Source organism: Nocardia sp. NPDC060255, assembly GCF_042727395.1.
Classification (GTDB): Bacteria; Actinomycetota; Actinomycetes; order Mycobacteriales; family Mycobacteriaceae; genus Nocardia.
In genome coordinates this window covers 33,533-53,800 of sequence record NZ_JBHXAU010000011.1, presented here as the reverse complement: position 1 = coordinate 53,800, position 20,268 = coordinate 33,533, and the positions used below count along the sequence as shown (strand labels likewise).

Below are 20,268 nucleotides of genomic sequence, written 5' to 3'. Positions count from 1 at the left end.
ACTGCCGAGTGAAGACTGTAGAACATGGGTGGCCGATAAGAAAATCGGCCGAGGCCGCCTCACTGCGGAGGCGGCTTCGTGATCTCGATCAGCTCAGTGAACTAGACAACCGCGATGATGATGCCGAGAATCACGGTCAGAGCGGCAACAGCGGCACCGGCCATACTTCCAACGACGGGGAGCAGCATTGTTCCTCCTGATAGTAGGTCGAACCATTTGATCGATCGGTGGCGGACGCCACCGCCGATTTCAGACTGTCGACTTCCTCGACATATCAGAAAGTAGCCGACGTTGCCTCACATCGGAGGCGTTTGACGAACTCGGTCGGTTGGAAAGTTAGATGACCGCGATGATGATGCCGAGAATGACGGTCAGCGCGGCAACAGCGGCTCCGGCCATACTTCCAACCACGGGCAGCAGCATTGTTCCTCCTGATAGTAGGTCGATCCATGGATGACTTAGCGTTGGTGATCATGCCAACTGTCGAGGAACAAACCTCGAACCGACTCGGCGTGTCGGCAAATTCAACGACACACCCCCGATCTGGGCGGCGAATTTAATTGGACGCCAATACTCATTAATCAAATTGGACGATCGACCGACCAGCCGAATGCTCAACCGGCGCAAGCAAATCCATCGAACGCAGCCCATCGGGCAATCCCCATACCATCCGTCCCGCGATATATGCAAAAGCGCAGGAGTGGAAACTCGGCCCACGGGGCCGACAAAGGGCGCCACCGGACGCAACGGGAGACCGGAACGGCCAGCACGATCGCGATGCACGGATCGCAATCACACGGATGTCGTCGCGTCAACGACGCGAATCAGAAAGGATTACGCTTCGGATGAAACGAATCGTTCGCGGTCGATCAATTCCACACAGAATTGACGAGTGGGCGGCCGATCGCGGCAATCACCACGGATCGGACTTTCGGGACATTCGTCCGCTGAATTAGCGCTACTCGGGGTTCACTGAAACGAGTTCCAGCAAACGCATCAGTTCGGTGTAGCGGCGCGCGCCGATCCGGGACCGCAGTTCCTGCTCCGCCCGCGCCTCCTCGGCCCGCACGGAAGCGACCAACTCCGCGCCGAGCCGGCTCAGCCCGATCAGGATCCGCCTGCGGTCGTCCTGCGCCGCCAGCCGGAAGATCAGACCGCGCTCGGCCAGGTAGTCCGCGTGCCTGGTCGCCGAGGACGGGGCGAGCTGCGACCTGGCCGCTAGCTCGCTCATGGTGATGCCGGTCTCACTGGAGAGATTCGACAACATCGACCACTGGTCGGGTGTGAGCTGCCTGGCACACAGTGCGGCGTCCAAGTGACGCAGCCAACCGCGTTCCGCGGCACGCAGCGCACCATGCAGCGTCGAATATCCGCTTACAATGGTCGTCATTGTTATTCCTGCCTGCCATGAATTTCGCTCTAACGAGAAGAAGAGTACCGAATGCCGGCGTTCGGCGAGAGCCCAGAGGGCACAATCGAGATCCTGAACATAGTCCCGATGCAGGGACCAGGCGGTATCGTGGCCCCCTCCTGCGACGCGGCGATTTCCCTTGCGGTCGACGAAATCAACCGGGGCACAGGAATTCTCGGGCGCGAAATTCGTACTACGAATATCGATGGCGGGCGCCCGCCACACGAGGTGGCCAGCGAGGTTTCCGCGCTGCTGGCCACCGGCATGGTCGATGCGATCACCGGCTGGCACACCTCCGCGGTGCGCCGGGTGGTGGCCCGGGCGACCGACAGCCGGGTGCCCTATTTATTCGCCACCGGGCACGAGGGCCTACCGGACGAGCTACCCGGCGTACTGATGCTGGGCGAGCACCCGGCGGGGCAGACGCTGCCCGCCCTGCGCTGGCTCGCGCGCGAGCACGGGGTGCGCCGCTGGGCCATCATCGGCAACGACTACATCTGGCCGCGGGAGTCGGCCAAAGCCATCCGCAACAGCCTGACCGACCCCGCCGACGTAGTGCTGGAACGATTCGTCCCGCTCGGCGCACCCGATTTCGGCGACTTCCTGAATCATCCGGCACTCGACCAGGCCGACGGCGTGGTGATCCTGATGGTCGGCGCGGACGTGTCCCGGTTCAACCGGCAGTTCGCCGCGACCGGACGGGCCGCCGAGCAGCTGCGGATCAGCCCCGCCGCCGACGAGAACGTGTTACTGGCAGGCGGCGCGAGCGCCAACCACAACTTCTATGTCGCGTCGAGCTTCTTCATCGACGAGCACACCCCGGACGGGCGGGACCGGGTCGACCGCTATCGCAAGCTGCACGGCGAATTCGCACCGGCGCTGACCAGTTTCAGCAACATGACCTACGAGGCCATCCACACGCTGGCCGGGCTCGCACACGCGGTGGGCTCGCTGCGAGTGCCCGACGTGCTCGGCGCGATCGACCACGGCGTGCTGCTGGAGACCCCCGGCGGGCAGCGTGCCTTCCAAGGCAACCAGGCCATCCAGCACGGCTACATAGCCCGCGCGAACGGCGTCCGGTTCGATATCGTCGCCAGAATCACCTGAGCCGCACCCTCTTCGAACTCCCGCGCGCTGATCGGCGCGGTGGATCGAAAAGCGTGCGGCTCGTGGTGGTTATGCGATTACGCCGAGACCAGGGTGTCCAGCACCGAGAGGAACAGGCCGAGGCCGTCGTCGCTCGGGCCGGTCAGTGCCTCGGTGGCGTGTTCGGGGTGCGGCATCAGGCCGACGATGCGACCGTCGGCCGAGGCGATGCCCGCGATGCCGCGCTGCGAACCGTTCGGGTTGTCGCCCGCGTAGCGGAAGACCACCCGGCCCTCGCCCTCCAACTCGTCGAGCACGGCGGCCGAGGCCTGGAAGCGACCCTCGCCGGACTTCAACGGGATCAGGATCTGGGCACCGGCCTCGTAGCGCGAGGTCCACACGGTCGACGCCGATTCCACCCGCAGCCACTCGTCGCGGCAGATGAAGTGCAGTCCCTCGTTGCGGGTCAGCGCACCGGGCAGCAGACCCGCTTCGCACAGCACCTGGAAGCCATTGCAGATGCCGAGGACCGGCAGACCGGTCTTCGCGGCACGCACGACCGCACCCATCACCGGCGCGAACCGGGCGATGGCGCCCGCGCGCAGGTAGTCACCGTAGGAGAAGCCGCCGGGCACGATCACCGCATCGACGTTCTTCAGGTCGGCGTCGGCGTGCCAGAGACTGACCGCCTCGGCACCGGCCAGGCGCACCGCCCGGGCCGCATCGACATCGTCGAGCGTCCCCGGAAAAGTGATGACTCCGATACGGGCGCTCATGACAGCCGGGTGACTTTCCACTCCTCGATCACGGTGTTGCACAGCAGTGCCTCCGCGATCTGCTCGAGCTCGGCGTCACCGACACTGTCGTCGACGTCGAGTTCGAATCGCTTGCCCTGCCGTACATCCGAGATGCCCTCGAATCCCAGGCGCGGGAGCGCACCGACGATGGCCTGTCCCTGGGGGTCCAGGATCTCGGCCTTCGGCATCACCTCGACCACGACTCGTGCCACGCGTTGCTCCTCATGTGGTGGTGGGGGGTTACCTGAGCAGCGTAGTTGTGCTGGTTGCCCGCGCCGTCCCCGGGGTCGGCCAAAATTCGCATCGCATGCCCGAATTCTGGTCGCGCAATAACATGGCGGAATGCGCATAGCTCACTTCGGCCATTCCTGCCTCCTCGTCGAGCTACACGGCAAGAAGGTGCTGTTCGATCCGGGCACCTTCTCGCACGGCTTCGAGGGGCTTACCGATCTGGACGCCATCGCGATCACCCATCAGCATCCGGACCACATCGATCCGAACCGGATCGAGGCACTGGTCGACGCCAATCCCGGCGCCCGGCTGCTCGCCGATCCGCAGACCGCGCAGCAGCGCGGCGAAAAGTGGGAGGCGGTGCACGCGGGCAACGTGCTCACGCTGGGCGAGCTGCGGATCACCGGAGGCGGCGGCAGGCACGCGGTGATCCACCCGGAGATTCCGGTGGTGGACAACACCGTGTTCCAGCTCGGCACCCCGGACGATCCGGCGCAACTCGTGCATCCCGGCGACTCGCTGTGGGTGCCGCCGGTCCAGGTCGGCGTGCTCGCCATCCCCGCGGCCGCGCCGTGGATGAAGCTGAGCGAGGCGGTGGATTACCTGCGCGCGGTCGCGCCGCGCACCGCGCTGCCCATTCACTACGGCATCATCGAGCAGGCGGCGCAGAGCATCTACTTCGGCCGGTTGTCCGAAATGGGTCCGGCCGGCACGGAATTCACCGTGGTCGAGCCGGAAGACCAGCGCGAGTTCTAGCGCTGGCCTGCTCGGCACGGCGCTATCCGGGCTGCTCGGCGTAGTTCAGCAGGAACAGCGCCTCGGCCAGGGCCATGTGCTCGATCTCGGACGGATCCACGCTCTCGTTGGGGGCGTGGATCAGGCACGTCGGCTCCTCGACGCCGAGCAGCATGATCTCGGCGTCCGGGTAGGTGTCGGCGAAGACGTTGCACAGCGGAATCGAGCCACCCTGCCCCTGGGTGGTCGCCGCGCGACCGTACGAGACGGCCAGCGCGGTCTCCATCGCCTCCCGCGCCGGACCGCCCGCGCCGGAACGGAACGGCGCGCCGACACCCTCCAGTTCGATGGTGAGCTCGGCATTCCACGGGGTGTTCGCCTCGAGGTGCGCGACGAGCGCCTTGTGCGCCTGCTCCGGATCGGTGCCCGGTGGGATGCGCAGGCTGAGCCTGGCGCGGGCCGACGGCTGGATGGCGGCGGCCGAGCCGACCACCGGCGGAACGTCGATCCCGAGCACCGTCAAAGCCGGTCGCGCCCAGAGCATGTCGGCGACGGTGCCGTCACCGATCAGCTCGACGCCGCGCAATACGCCTGCGTCGGTGCGGTATTGGTCCTCCGGGTACTGCACGCCGGGCCAGCGCTGATCGTTCGGCAGCCCGGCCACCGTGGTGTTGCCGTGCTCGTCACGCAGCGTGGCGAGCAGGTGGATCAGCGCGGCGAGCGCGTCCGGAGACGGTCCGCCGAACATGCCGGAATGCAAAGGACCCGTGAGGGTTCGGATGGTGACGACGACACTCACGTTGCCGCGCAAGGTTTCGGTCAGCGTCGGCACGCCCGCGGCGAAGTTTCCGCAGTCGCCGATCAGGATCGCGTTGGCCCGCAACAGCTCCGGGTTGGCCTCGACGAAGCGCTCCAGCCCGCCGGTGCCCTGCTCCTCGGAACCCTCGGCGACCACCATGACACCGAGCGGCAGGTCGGGCCCGAGCGCGCGCAGCGCGGTCAGGTGCATGACGATGTTGCCCTTGCAGTCGGCGGCGCCGCGGCCGTACCAGCGGCCGTTCTTCTCGGTCAGCTCCCAGACCGGCGTGCGCCAGGCCGCGCTGTCCAGCGGCGGCTGTACGTCGTAGTGGCAGTACAGCAGCACCGTCGGCGCGCCGGGCGGCGCGGGACGGGCGGCGATGACGGCCTTGCTGCCGTCCGGCGTCTCGTGCAGCCCGGCCCTGGTCAGGCCCGCCGCGACGAACGCGTCCGCGACCCACTGCGCGGCCCGCTCGCATTCCTCCGGCGGGAACTGGCGGGCGTCGGCCACCGATTTGAACGAAACAAGCTGCGTCAGATCGGTTTTCGCCTGTGGCATGAGCGCGGCTACCTTCGCGCGCAGCTCGGCGGTGCGGGAATCGTCGGTCATTGCCAGCGCCTCACTTCTTCGTGTCGTCGCGCTCCATGTCGCGCACCCGAATGCCGGGACGGTCCGGGCGGCAGCGGCCGACAGCGCCGCTGTCCCACTCTCGCACGAACCAACTGATACAGAGCTGGAAATCTAGTCGACCGAGCAGTCCGTGTCGGCCGACTTCCGGCGACGGCATCGGCTGCTCGATCGACCTCGGTGTGATTGTGTTGGGTGACTGCAGTTCGGTACCACCACGCGAGCCGATACTCCGGAGGCCACCCGATGTCCCACAGCGCAGACTCCGACGACCTGTTCGCCCGGCCCGGCATGAGCCGGGTCGCGCCCAAGGCCGGTTTCCCGGATCACGAACTCTTCGCCGAGGTCGCCTACGAGATCGTGCACGACGAGCTGATGCTCGACGGCGTCTCGCGGATGAATCTGGCCACCTTCTGCACGACCTGGGTGGACGACCAGGCCCGCCGGGTGATGCTCGAAGCGCTCGACAAGAACATCGTCGACAAGGACGAATATCCGCAGACCGCCGAGCTCGAGCGACGCTGCGTCCGGATGATCGCCGACCTGTGGCACTCCCCCGATCCGGCGGGCACGCACGGCACCTCGACCACCGGGTCCAGCGAGGCCGCGCTGCTCGGCGGGCTGGCCGCCAAGTTCCGCTGGCGGCAACGCGGCGGCACCGGCACACCCAATTTCGTGTGCGGGCCGGTCCAGGTGTGCTGGGAGAAATTCGCGAGATACTTCGACGTCGAGATCCGCCAGATCCCGCTGCGCGGCGACCGCCTGACCATGCACCCGGACGACGTGGCCGCCTACTGCGACGAGCGAACCATCATGGTGGTGCCGACCTTCGGCCAGACCTTCACCGGGTTGTTCGAGGATGTCGCCGGGATCAGCCGCGCCCTCGATCAGCTGCAGGAGTCGACCGGGTTGGATATCCCGATCCACGTCGACGCGGCGAGCGGCGGTTTCCTCGCCCCGTTCACCGCGTCGGATCTGGCGTGGGATTTCCGGCTGCCGCGCGTCAAGTCGATCAACGCCTCCGGCCACAAAACCGGGCTGGCGCCGCTCGGCGTCGGCTGGGCGATCTGGCGTGAGGCGGCCGACCTGCCCGCCGAGCTGATCTTCGACGTGGACTACCTCGGCGGCAGCATCGGCACGTTCAACCTGAATTTCTCGCGGCCCGGCGGGCAGGCGATCACCCAGTACTACGAGTTCATCCGGCTCGGCCGCACCGGATACACCCGCGTCCAGTCCGCGATCTATCACGCGGCCCAGCATCTGGCGGCGGGGCTGCGCGAGCTCGGGGTGTTCGAGATGATCCACGACGGTGACCCGAGCCGGGGCATCACCGCGGTGGCGTGGCGACTGATCGGCGATCCCGGGTTCAACCTGTACGACCTGTCGGACCGGCTGCGCAGCAGAGGCTGGCTGATCGCCGCGTATCCGCTACCCGCGGACCGGGCGGACGAGACGATCATGCGCGCGGTGATCCGGCACGGCTTCACCGTCGACCTGGCCGAGCTGCTGCTGGCCGACTTCGAGCGATGCATGAAACAGCTGGCGCGGCATCCGTTTTCGACCTCGCTCACCCGGCAGGAGGCGGGCGGGTTCACGCACAGTGCGCGAGCGATGGTGCCGGACAAGAAGATCGAGCCTGCGTGAGCGGGCCTACGCTGGAGCGCCGCCGCTCGATTCACGCCATTTCACGAGCGGCGGCGCCGATCGGCGACACGCTCGGCGGTGCCGATAACCACGAGCCGCGGTGCCCGACCACACCACGCCGCGGCGTTTTTCAAGCCGCGCGCGCGATGGCGGGCGGTTCCCAGCGGTAGACGGCGCCGGTCGCGCCGTGGAACAGAGCCAGGTCGACGGCGTCGAGCATGGCCTGGCGCGGGCCGGAACGTTCCAGTTGTGCGGCCGACACCGCGAGACGCAGCATGCCGCCGCGACGCGCGGTGCGCGCGGCACCCATCACCAGCGCGCGACACCACCACGGTTCGGCGCGGAAACCCTCGCCGATGCCGTACACCCGAACCTTCTGTGCCACATTGTGTTCCAGGTCGAGGATCGAGGTCAGGCCGAGCGCGACCCGGAAACCGACCTCGGGCAGCGCCTCGATGGCGCCGACGGAGGCGTCCCAGCGCGGTGCGGCGAACAGGCGGGTGCGCAACTCCACCCGCTCCATCACCCGATCCGCCGCGGTGAGCCGCAGCCGCGCCTCATGCCTTGGCAGCGTGGCGAATTCGGCCCGGCGGCGCTTGGTCGCCGCCTGGTCGTAGCCGTGCAGCACGATCGCGTCGCCGCGGGCCCGGCGGCCGCGCAGCCAGGCCTGCGTCGCCGGATCATCGACCAGCTTGTACTTCCCCTTCAACCGGGGCGCCACGAGCAGCGACAGTGGCACCCCGCGCTGGTCCATCTCGGCGGCGAACTCGATCGCCGCGTCCCGAGTGGTGTCCCTGATCCCGGAAATGGATACGACCAGCTCAGCGTTCATGAATTTACGGTGCCAGGGGCAGATGTACTGGGCGTGCAGGCGGGATGACCGGGCGACGAACACCGTGACACACGTTCTCGCCGGACATCCCCGCGCGGTGGCGGCCGGTTTCGGGAAACCGGCCGCCCGGATTACGCGTCGGCCAAGCCCACCCGGTCCAGCACCCAGGCGTACTCGAAGGCGACTTCCTTCCACTTCTCGTATCGGCCGCTGACTCCACCGTGGCCCGCGCTCATCTCGGTCTTCAGCAGCAGCTGGGCGTCGCCGGTCTTGGTGGCACGGAGTTTCGCGACCCACTTGGCGGGTTCGACGTAGAGCACCCGGGTGTCGTTGAGGCTGGTGATCGCCAGGATGGCCGGGTAGTCCTTGGCCTCGATGTTCTCGTACGGGGCGTAGGACTTCATGTAGTCGTAGACGTCCTTGTCCGCCAACGGGTTACCCCACTCGTCCCATTCGATGACGGTCAGCGGCAGCGACGGATCCAGGATCGAGGTGAGCGGATCGACGAACGGGACATTCGCCAGGATGCCCGCGAACAGCTCCGGCGCCAGGTTCGCCACCGCGCCCATCAGCAGGCCGCCCGCGCTGCCACCGTCGGCGATCATCCGATCCGCCGCGGTCTTGCCGGTATCGATCAAATGCCTTGCGCAGGAAACGAAATCGGTGAAGGTGTTCTTCTTGGTGAGCGTCTTGCCGTTCTCGTACCAGAGCCGGCCCATCTCGCCGCCGCCACGCACATGCGCGACCGCGAACACCATGCCGCGATCCAGCAGCGACAGCCGCGACACCGAGAAGGACGGATCCATGCTCGCCTCGTAGGAGCCGTATCCGTAGAGCAGCAGGGGCTTCGGCGAATCCACCGCGAGACCCTTCTTCCACACCAGCGAGATCGGGATCCGGGTGCCGTCCTCGGCGATCGCCCAATCCCGGTGCTGCTCATAATCGTTCGCGTCGTAGCCGCCGAGCACCGGCTGCTCCTTGCGTAGCAGCAGATCGCCGGTGGCCGGCACGTAGTCGAACACCTGCACCGGCGTGATGAACGAGGTCAGCCCGATGCGCAGGGTCGGCTGCGCCCACTCCGGGTTCGCGCCCGCGCCGACGGCGAAGAGCTCCAGATCGAAGTCGAGCTCGCGCCGCTCGCCGTACCCGCTGTCGGTCAGCGGCCAGACCGCGACCCGGGTGAGCGCCTCGCGCCGGTAGCTCAGCACCAGGTGATCGGCGTAGGCGTCGACGTCCTCGAGCCGCACGTCGTCGCGGTGCTCGATCAGCAGCGTCAGGTCCGACGGATCGGCGACCGGGGCGTCGGCGAGCACGAAGTTCTCCGCCTTCACGCCGTCGACGACGTCGTTGTGCAGGATCAGGAAGCGGTCCTCGCCGCCGACCACCGCGTGCTCGGCGGAGTATTCGACGCCCTCGCGACGCGGCAGGATGACCCGGAATTCGCCCTCGGGATCGTCGGATTCGAGCACCCAGCCCTCGGTGGTGATCTTGGAACCGACCCAGATCATCAGGTACTTCTCCGAGCGGGTCGAGGTGATGCTCACCCAGTAGCGCTCGTCGGGCTCGTGGAACACCTGCACATCGGTGGCGGTCGGGGCGCCGAGCCGGTGCCGCCACACGGTGTCGGGCCGCCAGGACTCGTCGACCGTCTGATAGAAGACGTGCGTGCCGTCCAGCGACCAGGTCGCGCCCGGCGCCGTCTCGGCGATCGCGTCGGACAGCATCTCCCCGGTGCGCAGATCCTTGAAGCGCAGCACGTACCGCTCGTCACCGACGGTGTCTACGGAGTAGGCGAGCAGGTTGCCGTCATGGCTGAGCGAGAACGCGCCCAGCGCGAAGAAGTCGTGTCCCTCGGCGACCACGTTGCTGTCCAGCAGGATCTGTTCGCCCGGCACCTCGGTGCCCGCCTCCAGCTGCGGCGGGGTCCAGGCATCGATGCCTTCGGCGTCGGCCGCGATCGGACACCGGCAGTGCACGCCGTACTGCTTGCCCTCGAAGCTGCGCGAGTAGTACCAGTACTCGCCCATCCTGGTCGGCACGGACAGGTCCGTCTCCTGGGTGCGGCCCTTGATCTCGTCGAAGATCGAGTCGCGCAGCTCGGCCAGATGCGCGGTCTGTGCCTCGGTGTACGCGTTCTCCGCCTCGAGGTGCGAGATGACCTCGGGGTTCTCCTTGTCCCGCAACCACTCGTACTCGTCGACGAACAGGTCGCCGTGATGCACGCGTTCGGTGGGCACCGTCTTGGCGATCGGTGCCGTCACCCCGTCGAGGTCTGAGATCGTTCCGGTACCGCTGTCGAGAGCCATGGGTTCCACCGTAGCGGCGTGGGCCCCGCCCGTCCCGCCAGGACCCGGCAACCGCGCTGCTCGAGTGCGTCGCACTGCGGTATCGCTGATCTATCCCCGACCTTCGGTGCGCGGCTCGGTGCCGGAGGCGGCCTCGATGACGCTGTCGAGCACCTCGCGGGTGCGGTCCAGGTCGCGCATGGCCTGTTCGATCCGCTCGCGCTCCCCGGTGAGCTTCTGCACCAGGAATGGAGTGGCGGCCGCGTTCGGGCTGCCGTCCACGTCGTGGATGCAGGGCAGCAGTTCCCCGACGGTGTCGCTGTGCAGGCCCGCGGCGAACATCTCCTGGATGCGCCGGACCCGGTCGACGGCCGACGCCGGGTACTCGCGCTGCCCGCCGGAGGTCCGCTCCGACGCGAGCAGTCCCTTGGTCTCGTAATACCGCAGCGACCGGACGCTGACGCCGGTCCGCTCGGCCAGTTCACCGATGCGCACAATCGCTCCTTGACCTGACATTGATGTCAGGTTTTACGGTACAGGAATGCTGCTACTGACCGAATACCGCAATTCCGAACGGGCACTGCCCAATCGGATCGTCATGTCGCCGATGACCCGGCTGCGCTCGCTACCCGACGGCTCGCCGACCAGCGATGTCGCCGACTACTACGCCCAGCGCGCGGCGGCCGGGCTCATCGTGACCGAGGGCATCTGGCCGCATTCGACCGGGCAGAGCGAGGCCTGGGTGCCCGGGCTGCAAACCGAACGGCACGTCGAGGCGTGGCGCCGGGTCACCGCGGCCGTCCATGCGAACGGCGGGCGAATCTTCGCGCAACTCATGCACGGTGGACGCAAGGGACACCCGCTCGCCCGGATCGACGGCTCCTGGCCCGCCGGTCCGTCGGCGGTGCTGGACGAGGATCGGGTGCACCTGATCGACGGTGGCAAGGGCGAGCCGATCACACCGGCGGTACTCGACCGCGCCGCTATCGAAGCAGCCGTCGAGCAGCATGCCATCGCCGCCCGCAACGCCATCGCCGCCGATTTCGACGGCGTCGAAATCCACGGCGCCAACAGCTATTTCGTGCATCAGTTCCTAGCGGACAACACCAACCTGCGCACCGACGAATTCGGCGGGTCGATCGAGAACCGGATGCGCCTGCCGCTGGCCGTCGTCGATGCCGTGGCCGCCGCGATCGGCGCGCACCGCACCGGAATCCGCCTGTCCCCCGGCAACCCGCAGTTCAATATGGCCGAAGCCGATCCGGCCCCGCTCTACCGCACGCTGGTCACCGAACTCGACCGCCGAGACCTGGCCTACCTGCACCTGACCGACAACGACAGCTATCGGGCACTGGCCGACCTACGGCCACGCTGGCGCGGCACCCTCATCGCCAATGTCGGCGAAAACCGCGCGCCGACAACGGCGGCGGCCGCCGAGGAGGTGCTGCGCGCGGGCCTGGCCGACCTGGTGTCGTTCGGCCGCAACTTCATCTCGAATCCCGACCTGGTCCATCGCATCACCCACGACCTCCCGCTCGCCCCGATCCGCGAACACCTGCTCTACGGCCGCACCGCCGAGGGCTACAGCGACTACCCGCACTGGCAACCCGCCGAAGTATCGGCCCGCTGATTCCGGCGCGAACGAATCGTCCTGCCGCGCACAGAATTGCCGGCAGTTATGTGCGCGGCGGGAAGTTTCGGACGCGGCATCAGGGTTTTCCCGGGGCCGGGCATCGGGGTTTCAGGCTTCGAGCAGTTCGACTTTGTTGTTCGCGCGTTCGGCGAGGATCCCGCCGCAGGTGGCGAGCACGACGAGCGCGACGAGTTGACCGCCCCAGCCGCCGGGCACCCAGTCGAGCAGGCCCCACACCTGGGATTTGTGGTGATCGATGAACAGGCGGATGACGGCCTGGGCCGACGCGACCAGCAAGACCATGCCGACGATCTGCAGTCCGACCCACACGTTCTTGCCCATCACACTCTCCGTTTCCTCCGTTGGCCAGCATCGACGTATCTCATAATTGCCCCGAGGCAGGTCATCGCACATCGGCCATCGGTCGGCGGCGAGTTCATCCTTTGGTCGACCCGAATTCGCCCTGGAGACCGATGCGCGGGCGAACGCACGCCACCTACAGTCGCGTCATGTCCCCCGCACCCCTGTCGTCGGCGCCACCGCTTCGGCCGTGGTCGCACGCCTGGCGGCTCGCGGCGGTCGCGGGCATCGGACTACTGGCCTGGTCGACCACCAAGGACCAGATGACACCGATCGACGGCGCGTTACGCACCTGGTTCCAGATCGGGGATCCGCTGCTCGGTGTGGCGTGCATGCTGCTCACGCTGCTGCGGCGCCGGTATCCGGTGGCCATCGCGGCGATCGTGACGGTGCTGTCCACCGCGTCGGTCACCGCCAATGGCGCGGCGGCCCTGGTGCTGTGTTCGCTGGCCACCCGGCGGCGCTATGCCGAGACCATCGCGCTGGCGGTCGTCAGCATCGGGACCGGCCTGCTCACCGACAGCGTGCTCTACCCGACCGACGACGTGCAGCCGTATTGGGTCGGACCGGCGGTGCTCACGGCGGCCATCGCCACCATTGTCGCGATCGGCTTCGCGGTCGGCGCTCGGCGAGATCTGGTGTGGTCGTTACGGTCTCGTGCCGAAACCGCCGAGCGGGAACAGCACGCGCGGGCCGCCGAGGCGCGGCTGCTGGAACGCAATCGCATCGCGCGGGAGATGCATGACGTACTGGCACACCGGATTTCGGTGGTGGCGATGCATGCCGGTGCGCTCGGTTTCCGCACCGACCTGACCCGGGAGCAGACCGCCGCGACGGCGAAAACCATTGCCGAGAACGCGCATCTCGCGTTGCAAGAACTGCGTGAGGTGCTCGGCGTGCTGCGCACCAGCGACGACTCACTCACCGGCACCCCGGAACCGCCGCAGCCCACCCTCGCCGACCTCGCGCGCCTGGTCGACGAGGCACGCTCGACGGGCATGGACGTGTCGATCACCGACACCACGACCGCCGACCTCCCGGCGACCAGCGCGCGCACGGCGTATCGCATCGCCCAGGAGGGACTGACCAACGCGCGCAAGCATTCTCCCGGGGCCGCGGTCCGGGTGCGCATCGACGGCAGGCCGGGCCAGGATCTGATCGTCGACGTCGGCAACTCCGCGCCGCGCCGGCCCGGCTTCGCGCTGCCGTCCTCCGGCTACGGTCTGCTCGGTCTCACCGAGCGCGCCGAACTGGTCGGCGGCACACTGGATTACGGCCCCGACCCGACCGGCGGCTTCCGGCTGCGGGCCGTGCTGCCGTGGCCCGCCGTTGTCGCGACGAGCGACAGATGAACGCACGCATCAGGGTGGTCGTCGTCGACGACGAGCCATTGGCTCGCTCGGCATTGACGATGATCCTCGGCGGCGATCCGGAGCTGGAACTGGTCGGCGAGGCCGCCGACGGCGAACAGGCGCTCACGGTGGTCCGCGCACAATCTCCCGACATCGTGCTGATGGATATCCGGATGCCGGTACGGGACGGGCTCGACGCCACCCGCGAACTGCTGAGCCGGGCCGACCCGCCCCGGGTGGTGGTGCTGACCACGTTCGACGCCGACGACATGGTGTTGCAGGCGTTGCGAATCGGCGCACACGGCTTCCTGCTGAAAGACACACCGCCCGCCGATATCGTCGCCGCGGTCAAGCAGGTGGCAGCGGGCCGGCCGACGCTCTCGCCGAGCGTTACCGCGCAACTGATCTCGGTCGCCACCGCCGGGCCGAGCTCCGACGTCGCGGCATGCGAGCGCGCCCGCACCGCCCTCACCGCGCTGACCGCGCGCGAACGCGACGTCGCCGAAGCGATCGGCCGTGGCCTGTCCAACTCCGACATCGCCAAGGAAATGCACCTGAGCATCGCGACGGTGAAGTCGTATACCAGCAGGCTGTTCACCAAACTCGACGCCGAAAACCGGGTCCAGATCGCGATTGTCGTGCTCAATGCCGGGCGGAACTAGGGAATCCGCTGCGCCCGTGCGGAATTCAGGCTCCGATGGACGGCGCGATGGTCGACCACGACGCGTGCAACATGTCCTGCCAGTAGGACCAGGAGTGAGTTCCGGTGGCGCTGTAGTCGACCCGGGCGGGGATGCCGAGCCCGCGCAGCCGCTGTTCGAACGCGACCACGCAGGCGTTGACGCCGACCTCGACCGGGCCGCCGAGGAAGATGTTCTCCGCCAGTTGGGGTTTGATCTCCGTCTCGTGCGGGCCCGGGATGCCGGTGCCGCTGGACAGATAGATTGTCTTGCCGCGCAGTCGTTCTGCCAGCTGCGCCGGATCGTGTTCGGCCCAGGCCGGACTGCCGGGAGGTCCCCACATATTGAGCGGGTTGCCGCCGCGGTTGGCGATGGAGAACATCATCGCGCCCATCGCCAGGCCGGTGTCGGGGCAGGCGCTGTAGCCCGCGACGGCGCGGTACAGCCACGGGTTGCGGGCGGCCAGGATGAAGGCCGCGTTGCCGCCCATCGAGAGTCCGCCGATCGCGTTGACGCCGTTGCCGTTGAATCGGGTGTTGATCAGCGGTGGCAGTTCCTCGGTCAGGAACGTCTCCCACTGGTAGTGACCGAGTTGCGGATCGTCCTGCTGCCAGTCGGTGTAGTAGCTGGCCTCACCGCCGACCGGGAGCACGACATTGACGTTCGAGCCCGCGAAGAACCGTTCCGCGTCGGTGGCATTGGTCCAGGTGCTCTGGCTGGTGCCGGGATCGAGGCCGTCCAGCAGGTAGTACGCGGGTCGCGGGCCGCCGCCCGCCGGATGCAGCACCTGAACCTGGATCGTGCGCCCCATCGCGGGCGAATCGATGAACATCGCGGTGCGCGTCGGGCTCAGGTTGTCGATCCGCTCGACCTGCGCGGCCGAGGCGGTCGCAGGTCCGATGACCGCAGGCCCGAGCACGCCGAACGCGACGGTCAGCACTATCACAGCAACTGGTGTTCGACGCACGGTCACACCTCCATCGCCGCATCACAACGGCTTTTAAAGGTAACTCACCGTGGGTTGTTGCGGAAGTGATCTAGCTCTCGGCGTTCTAACAGCAAATCAGCCGATGCGGCACATGCTTCCCGCCGAACTCACGAATCCGAACGACCGAGCGCCCCTCGAATAGACCCGGCCAGATAATCCAGGTCGGCCCGCGGCGGACTCGTCGGCCGCCCGCGCAACCCGAACCCATCCCCCGGCGTCCGCGGAATCACATGCAGATGCACATGGAACACCTCCTGCCCCGCCGTCACCCCATCGGCGAGAAAGAAATTCACCCCATCACACCCCACCTCACTCGCCCGCAACGCCGCCGCCACCCGCTGCCCCACCTGAAACAACTTCCCCCCGATCACCGGATCCAACTCGGCGAGGCTGCGCGCAACCACCTTCGGCACCACCAGCACATGCCCCGGCGTCATCGGCCGAATATCCATGAACGCCAACACATCCGCGTCCTCATACACCCGGCTCGCCGCCGCCCGCCCAGCAATGATCTCCCCAAAAACCGTGTACGGATTCACGCCGAAACCCTAACCCGCACAACCACCCCCATCTACGAAAAATTCACTGGTGCCGACTGCGCTGCGACCTCATACTTGCAACAGCTCCTGGCACTAGCTGGGAGAAGTGGGCCCGGCTCGTCACCGGACGGTGGGAAGCCGGGTTCCGCGCTCACAGCAGCCGCACATCGGCGCATCGCAATTACATAGCCATCAAACATAAGATGCAGTAATATCGAGACCAGCTCCCGGCACTAGCTGGGAGAAGTGGACCCGGCTCCTCTCCGGACGGTGAGCAGTCGGGTTTCGCGCTATCTACGAGGGTTTTCGACCTCGTAGACGTCCTGCACCAACGGCGCGACCATCGCCTTCCACACCCCACCCGCACCAAACGCCCAGGCGACCGCGTCCGGCCACCACAGCCCGGGTTCACAATGCGGGAGCATGTGCACGTATGGCAGATCCGCCGATGCTTTACGAAGCACCCCGGCAATGCAGTGTCGATCACGATGGTCCAGGCTCTCCCGCGATTCGATCACCAGCCGCTCCGCCTTCAAGTCCACCAGGTGCGTCACCAATCGAGCCATGCATTCGTCGCGAGCGCGAACCTCGATCCCCCGCCCCACGAATATCGCCACGCGGACACCTTCACATCGCGCCATCGCAGCAAGAATCAACCGCCGACGAGTGTCCGGCTCCTTGGCGAAATGCCAGCGCCGCTGCCCAGGCAAACAGAGGCCGCGCACAAGCGACCGCGCAGCGGCCAACCGCTCAGGCGGAATGAGGGCAGCACAGAGGAGGTAACGGTCGCGACGAATCGACTCGTCCACAAAGGCGTGAATGGCCACCATGGGACGATATCCGTCGGCTATGACACCTGCTAGCGAATTTGCAGCGAAACAACCGCTCCCGCTACAGGATTGGGGAGGGGGTGTAGTTGGCGGCGGCCGGGTTCTGGTCAACGAGTTTCTGGACTGCGGCTATCACGTCGGCGACCTGGGCTTCGGCGGCCCCGATGAAGGCGGACTTGTCGGCGAGGGCAGCGTCGAGGGCGGCGCGGTCCAGCGGGAGGCGCTCGTCCGCGGCGAGGCGGTCGAGCAGGTCGGGTTCGCGGCCCTGTTCGCGCATCGCGAGGGCTACCGCGACCGCGTGCTCCTTGATGACCTCGTGCGCGGTCTCGCGGCCGACGCCGGCGCGCACAGCGGCCATCAGGATGCGGGTGGTGGCGAGGAACGGGAGGTAGCGGTCCAGTTCGCGGGCGATGACGGCGGGGTAGGCGCCGAATTCGGCGAGCACGGTGAGGAAGGTTTCCATCATGCCGTCGATGGCGAAGAAGGCGTCCGGCAGCGCGACGCGGCGCACCACCGAGCAGAAGACGTCGCCTTCGTTCCATTGCGCGCCGGCCAGTTCGGCGGCCATCGAGGCGTAACCGCGCAGCACCACCTGCAGGCCGTTGACGCGCTCGCACGAGCGGGTGTTCATCTTGTGCGGCATCGCCGAGCTGCCCACCTGGCCGGGCTGGAAGCCCTCGGTGACCAGCTCGTTTCCGGCCATCAGCCGGATAGTGTGCGCGAACGAGGACGGGCCGGCACCCACCTGAACCAGCGCGGAGAGCACGTCGTGGTCGAGCGAGCGCGGGTACACCTGGCCGACGCTGGTGAGCACGGTCGCGAAGCCGAGATGCCTGGCCACCTGCTGCTCCAGCTGCGACAGCTTGGCCGGATCGCCGCCGAGCAGGTCGAGCATGTCCTGTGCGGTACCCATCGGGCCCTTGATGCCGCGCAACGGGTACCGGTCGATCAGTTCACGCACCCGGGTCAGCGCGATCAGCAGCTCGTCGGCGGCCGAGGCGAACCGCTTGCCGAGGGTGGTGGCCTGCGCGGCGACATTGTGCGAGCGGCCCGCCATCACCAGCGTCTGATATTCGGCGGCCCGCTCGGTGAGCCGGGCCGCGATCGCGATGCCGTGGGCGTACACGTGCTCGAGCGAGAGCCGGATCTGCAGCTGCTCCACGTTCTCGGTGAGGTCGCGGCTGGTCATACCCTTGTGCACGTGCTCGTGCCCGGCGAGTGCGTTGAATTCCTCGATGCGCGCCTTCACGTCGTGCCGGGTGACCCGCTCGCGCTCGGCGATGGAGGCGAGGTCGACCTGGTCGATCACCCGCTCGTAGTCGTCGAGTACGCCTGCGGGCAGCTCGATTCCGAGTTCCGACTGGGCTCGCAGCACCTCCAGCCACAGCCGCCGCTCGAGCACGATTTTGTTCTCGGGCGACCACAGGCGCACCAGTTCGGGACTGGCGTATCGGGTGGCAAGGACGTTCGGAACGAGGCTCACGTGTTGTCAGTCTAATGCGCGGAAACGGTCCACTTGCTGGGGCGTCGCCGGTGCGACGATGTCGATCACCTCGAGCAGCGCGCCACGGGCCATTCTGCGCGGTTCCGGCTCCATTTCGGTCAGTGCCGCGACCACCGCGCCGTCCACCACCGCGACCAGCCTGCGCAGTTGCTCGGGCCGCACCAATCGATCGGAGCGGCGCAGCACATCGGCGAGCAGCTCGTCGAGCTGAGCTCGCAGGCGTAGCTGCACCTCGCGTAGCTCGGGGTGCCGCGCGGAGGCCACCGACCGCTCGTAGCGCGCGATCAACTGCCCGCGCGCCCCCTCGTCGTGCCAGTGCCCGTCGACGCCGACCAGCAGATCGAGCACCAGATCGACGGTCGCCTCGGCGCCGCGGCGACGGTGGCTCACCTCGCCCACGCGGCGGCGCATCGCGTCGAGTTCCACATTGCCGCTGAATTCGACCGCGCGCGCGATCAGGTCTTCCAGCGATTCGAAATAGTAGGTGGTCGACGCCAGCGGCAGATCAGCACGGGTCGCCACCGACCGATGCCGCACCGCCTCGAACCCGCCTTCGAGCAACAACTCGGCGGCGGCAGCTACCAAAGCCTGGCGACGCCGTTCGCCTTTCGGGGTCGTCGCGGTGATCACCGTGCCATCGTGCCAGTCGTCATCAGTTCTTCCAGGGGAAATCAGCGAGGAAAAGCAACCATCGATGTTCTACCGTATCCGCGCGGCCACGGTGCCGAACTGCGGAAAGTTCTTGCCGGACACGACGATCAAACACCCAGATAGTGCCCTAGACGAACCAGCGCCGCCTCGATGTCCGCGGTGGCGCCCGCGAAGGAGAAGCGAACTGTCCGGTTTCCGTGCACGGTGTCGAAGTCGATGCCGGGGGCGAGCGCGACCCCGGTGTTGTCTAGCACGTCGGCGCACCACGCGCGCGCATCATGGGTGAGATGGCCGATATCCGCGTAGGCGTAGAAGGCGCCGTCCGCCGGAGCCAGGTCGGTGATACCGATTTTCGGCAGGCCGTCCAGCAGAAGTTGGCGGTTGATCGCATAGCGGCGCACATGCCCGTCGAGTTCGGCCTTGGCCTCGGCGCCGAACGCGTGCAGCGCCGCGTACTGCGAGATCGCGGGCGGGCACACGGTCAGGTTGGAGGCCAGCCGCTGCAGGGCGGGGCGTAATCCGCTGGGCGCCAACATCCAACCGAGCCGCCAGCCGGTCATCGAGAAGTATTTCGACACCGAGCCGATCACCACCGATTCGCGGGAGGTCTCCCAGGACGAGGAGGTTCCGGTGTCCGAGCTGTCGTAAGTGATGCCGTGGTAGATCTCGTCGGAGATGAGCAGGGTGCCGTGCGCATCGCACCAGCGGGCCAGCGCGGCGAGTTCGGCGGGGGCGATCATGGTGCCGGTCGGGTTGGCCGGGCTCGCCACCACCAGTCCGGCCGGTGGTTCGGGCAGCGCGTCCAGCATGGCGACCGTCGGCTGGAACCTGGTTTCAGCACCGCAATCCAGTTCCACCACCCGGCAGCCGAGCGCGGTGAGCGTGTTGCGGTAGGCGGGATAGCCGGGGCGGGCCACCACCACGGTGTCGCCGGGATCGAAGGCGGCCAGGAAGATCAGCGAGAAGGCGCCCGACGATCCGGTGGTGACCACCACGTCATCCGGGTCTACGGCGTAGCCGTAGGTCTCGGTGTGATGCCGGGCGATCGCCTCGCGCAACGGCAGAATGCCGAAAGTCTCGGTGTAGCCGAGCAATTCGGATTCGATCGCGGCCTTGGTCGCGCGCAGCACCGGCGCGGGCGCGGGCGTCGACGGTTGTCCGGCGGCGAGCACCAGCACATCTCCGTGCGTCCTGGCCCGTTGCGCCGCAGCTTTCCAGACATCCATCACGTAGAAAGGTGGAATGGTCGACCGGCGAGATTCTCTGGACACCCGTGTGACGGTA

21 protein-coding genes are annotated in these 20,268 nt (G+C 67.4%); 6 read left to right on the top strand and 15 right to left on the bottom strand.

What is annotated here, in order from left to right; genetic code table 11:
- Window positions 1-958: 958 nt before the first annotated feature.
- A complete protein-coding gene (locus ACFWF1_RS21030; protein WP_379282121.1) occupies window positions 959-1,390 on the bottom strand; it encodes a MarR family winged helix-turn-helix transcriptional regulator in 432 nt (143 codons plus the stop codon).
- Window positions 1,391-1,441: 51 nt separating this feature from the next.
- Here ACFWF1_RS21030 and ACFWF1_RS21025 point away from each other — a divergent pair, with 51 nt between their 5' ends.
- Entirely contained in the window at window positions 1,442-2,518 is a 1,077-nt protein-coding gene (locus ACFWF1_RS21025) for a substrate-binding domain-containing protein (RefSeq protein WP_379282120.1), read from the top strand.
- A 77-nt stretch (window positions 2,519-2,595) separates the two neighbouring features.
- Here the strand turns inward: ACFWF1_RS21025 and purQ are convergent, their stop codons facing one another.
- A complete protein-coding gene (gene purQ, locus ACFWF1_RS21020) occupies window positions 2,596-3,273 on the bottom strand; it encodes a phosphoribosylformylglycinamidine synthase subunit PurQ (protein WP_379282119.1) in 678 nt (225 codons plus the stop codon).
- Window positions 3,270-3,506: a phosphoribosylformylglycinamidine synthase subunit PurS gene (purS, locus tag ACFWF1_RS21015; RefSeq protein ID WP_150403849.1), complete on the bottom strand. Its 237-nt coding sequence runs from the start codon at window positions 3,504-3,506 to the stop codon at window positions 3,270-3,272. Before purS ends, purQ begins: the two co-directional genes overlap by 4 nt.
- 130 nt (window positions 3,507-3,636) lie before the next feature.
- On the opposite strand from purS, the gene ACFWF1_RS21010 reads away from it, so the two are divergent.
- Entirely contained in the window at window positions 3,637-4,281 is a 645-nt protein-coding gene (locus ACFWF1_RS21010; RefSeq protein WP_379282117.1) for an MBL fold metallo-hydrolase, read from the top strand.
- A 22-nt stretch (window positions 4,282-4,303) separates the two neighbouring features.
- Here the strand turns inward: ACFWF1_RS21010 and ACFWF1_RS21005 are convergent, their stop codons facing one another.
- Window positions 4,304-5,668 carry a dipeptidase gene (locus tag ACFWF1_RS21005; protein WP_379282116.1) on the bottom strand — a complete coding sequence of 455 codons (1,365 nt, stop codon included), beginning with the start codon at window positions 5,666-5,668 and terminating at the stop codon, window positions 4,304-4,306.
- A 10-nt stretch (window positions 5,669-5,678) separates the two neighbouring features.
- Window positions 5,679-5,846: a hypothetical protein gene (locus tag ACFWF1_RS21000; RefSeq protein WP_379282115.1), complete on the bottom strand. Its 168-nt coding sequence runs from the start codon at window positions 5,844-5,846 to the stop codon at window positions 5,679-5,681.
- Window positions 5,847-5,932: 86 nt separating this feature from the next.
- Between ACFWF1_RS21000 and ACFWF1_RS20995 the strand changes: the two genes are divergently transcribed.
- Window positions 5,933-7,330 carry a glutamate decarboxylase gene (locus ACFWF1_RS20995; RefSeq protein WP_379282113.1) on the top strand — a complete coding sequence of 466 codons (1,398 nt, stop codon included), beginning with the start codon at window positions 5,933-5,935 and terminating at the stop codon, window positions 7,328-7,330.
- A 130-nt stretch (window positions 7,331-7,460) separates the two neighbouring features.
- On the opposite strand, the gene ACFWF1_RS20990 is transcribed toward ACFWF1_RS20995, so the two are convergent.
- The 3 genes from ACFWF1_RS20990 to ACFWF1_RS20980 form a co-directional block, all read right to left on the bottom strand.
- Window positions 7,461-8,162, bottom strand: coding sequence for a DUF2334 domain-containing protein (locus ACFWF1_RS20990; protein ID WP_379282111.1), 702 nt, complete (start codon window positions 8,160-8,162; stop codon window positions 7,461-7,463).
- 131 nt (window positions 8,163-8,293) lie between these two features.
- Window positions 8,294-10,468 (bottom strand): S9 family peptidase, encoded by a 2,175-nt coding sequence (locus ACFWF1_RS20985; RefSeq protein ID WP_379282110.1) that lies wholly within the window; start codon window positions 10,466-10,468, stop codon window positions 8,294-8,296.
- Between the two features lie 90 nt (window positions 10,469-10,558).
- Window positions 10,559-10,942 carry a MerR family transcriptional regulator gene (locus ACFWF1_RS20980; RefSeq protein ID WP_379282109.1) on the bottom strand — a complete coding sequence of 128 codons (384 nt, stop codon included), beginning with the start codon at window positions 10,940-10,942 and terminating at the stop codon, window positions 10,559-10,561.
- Between the two features lie 46 nt (window positions 10,943-10,988).
- On the opposite strand from ACFWF1_RS20980, the gene ACFWF1_RS20975 reads away from it, so the two are divergent.
- Window positions 10,989-12,077, top strand: coding sequence for an alkene reductase (locus ACFWF1_RS20975; protein ID WP_379282108.1), 1,089 nt, complete (start codon window positions 10,989-10,991; stop codon window positions 12,075-12,077).
- Between the two features lie 111 nt (window positions 12,078-12,188).
- Here ACFWF1_RS20975 and ACFWF1_RS20970 read toward each other — a convergent pair whose 3' ends face one another.
- Window positions 12,189-12,422, bottom strand: coding sequence for a hypothetical protein (locus ACFWF1_RS20970; RefSeq protein WP_379282106.1), 234 nt, complete (start codon window positions 12,420-12,422; stop codon window positions 12,189-12,191).
- A gap of 167 nt (window positions 12,423-12,589) precedes the next feature.
- Here ACFWF1_RS20970 and ACFWF1_RS20965 point away from each other — a divergent pair, with 167 nt between their 5' ends.
- Together ACFWF1_RS20965 and ACFWF1_RS20960 are read left to right on the top strand one after the other, a co-directional pair.
- Window positions 12,590-13,792, top strand: coding sequence for a sensor histidine kinase (locus ACFWF1_RS20965; RefSeq protein ID WP_379282105.1), 1,203 nt, complete (start codon window positions 12,590-12,592; stop codon window positions 13,790-13,792).
- Window positions 13,789-14,454, top strand: a complete 666-nt coding sequence (locus tag ACFWF1_RS20960; protein WP_379282104.1) for a response regulator — start codon at window positions 13,789-13,791, stop codon at window positions 14,452-14,454. The genes ACFWF1_RS20965 and ACFWF1_RS20960 overlap by 4 nt, the downstream gene beginning before the upstream one ends.
- Window positions 14,455-14,479: 25 nt before the next feature.
- On the opposite strand, the gene ACFWF1_RS20955 is transcribed toward ACFWF1_RS20960, so the two are convergent.
- The 6 genes from ACFWF1_RS20955 to ACFWF1_RS20930 all read right to left on the bottom strand — a co-directional run bounded on the left by ACFWF1_RS20955 (window position 14,480) and on the right by ACFWF1_RS20930 (window position 20,255).
- Window positions 14,480-15,439, bottom strand: coding sequence for an alpha/beta hydrolase (locus ACFWF1_RS20955; protein ID WP_379282103.1), 960 nt, complete (start codon window positions 15,437-15,439; stop codon window positions 14,480-14,482).
- 128 nt (window positions 15,440-15,567) lie between these two features.
- Complete coding sequence (locus ACFWF1_RS20950) at window positions 15,568-15,999, bottom strand: HIT family protein (protein WP_379282102.1); 432 nt, start codon at window positions 15,997-15,999, stop codon at window positions 15,568-15,570.
- A 290-nt stretch (window positions 16,000-16,289) separates the two neighbouring features.
- Entirely contained in the window at window positions 16,290-16,826 is a 537-nt protein-coding gene (locus ACFWF1_RS20945) for a hypothetical protein (protein WP_379282101.1), read from the bottom strand.
- A 64-nt stretch (window positions 16,827-16,890) separates the two neighbouring features.
- Window positions 16,891-18,312 (bottom strand): adenylosuccinate lyase, encoded by a 1,422-nt coding sequence (gene purB, locus ACFWF1_RS20940; protein ID WP_379282100.1) that lies wholly within the window; start codon window positions 18,310-18,312, stop codon window positions 16,891-16,893.
- A gap of 6 nt (window positions 18,313-18,318) precedes the next feature.
- The gene (locus tag ACFWF1_RS20935) at window positions 18,319-18,963 is read right to left on the bottom strand and encodes a TetR family transcriptional regulator (RefSeq protein WP_357379591.1); all 645 of its coding nucleotides are present in this window, start codon (window positions 18,961-18,963) and stop codon (window positions 18,319-18,321) included.
- 128 nt (window positions 18,964-19,091) lie between these two features.
- Window positions 19,092-20,255 (bottom strand): pyridoxal phosphate-dependent aminotransferase, encoded by a 1,164-nt coding sequence (locus ACFWF1_RS20930; protein ID WP_379282099.1) that lies wholly within the window; start codon window positions 20,253-20,255, stop codon window positions 19,092-19,094.
- Between the last annotated feature and the right edge of the window lie 13 nt (window positions 20,256-20,268).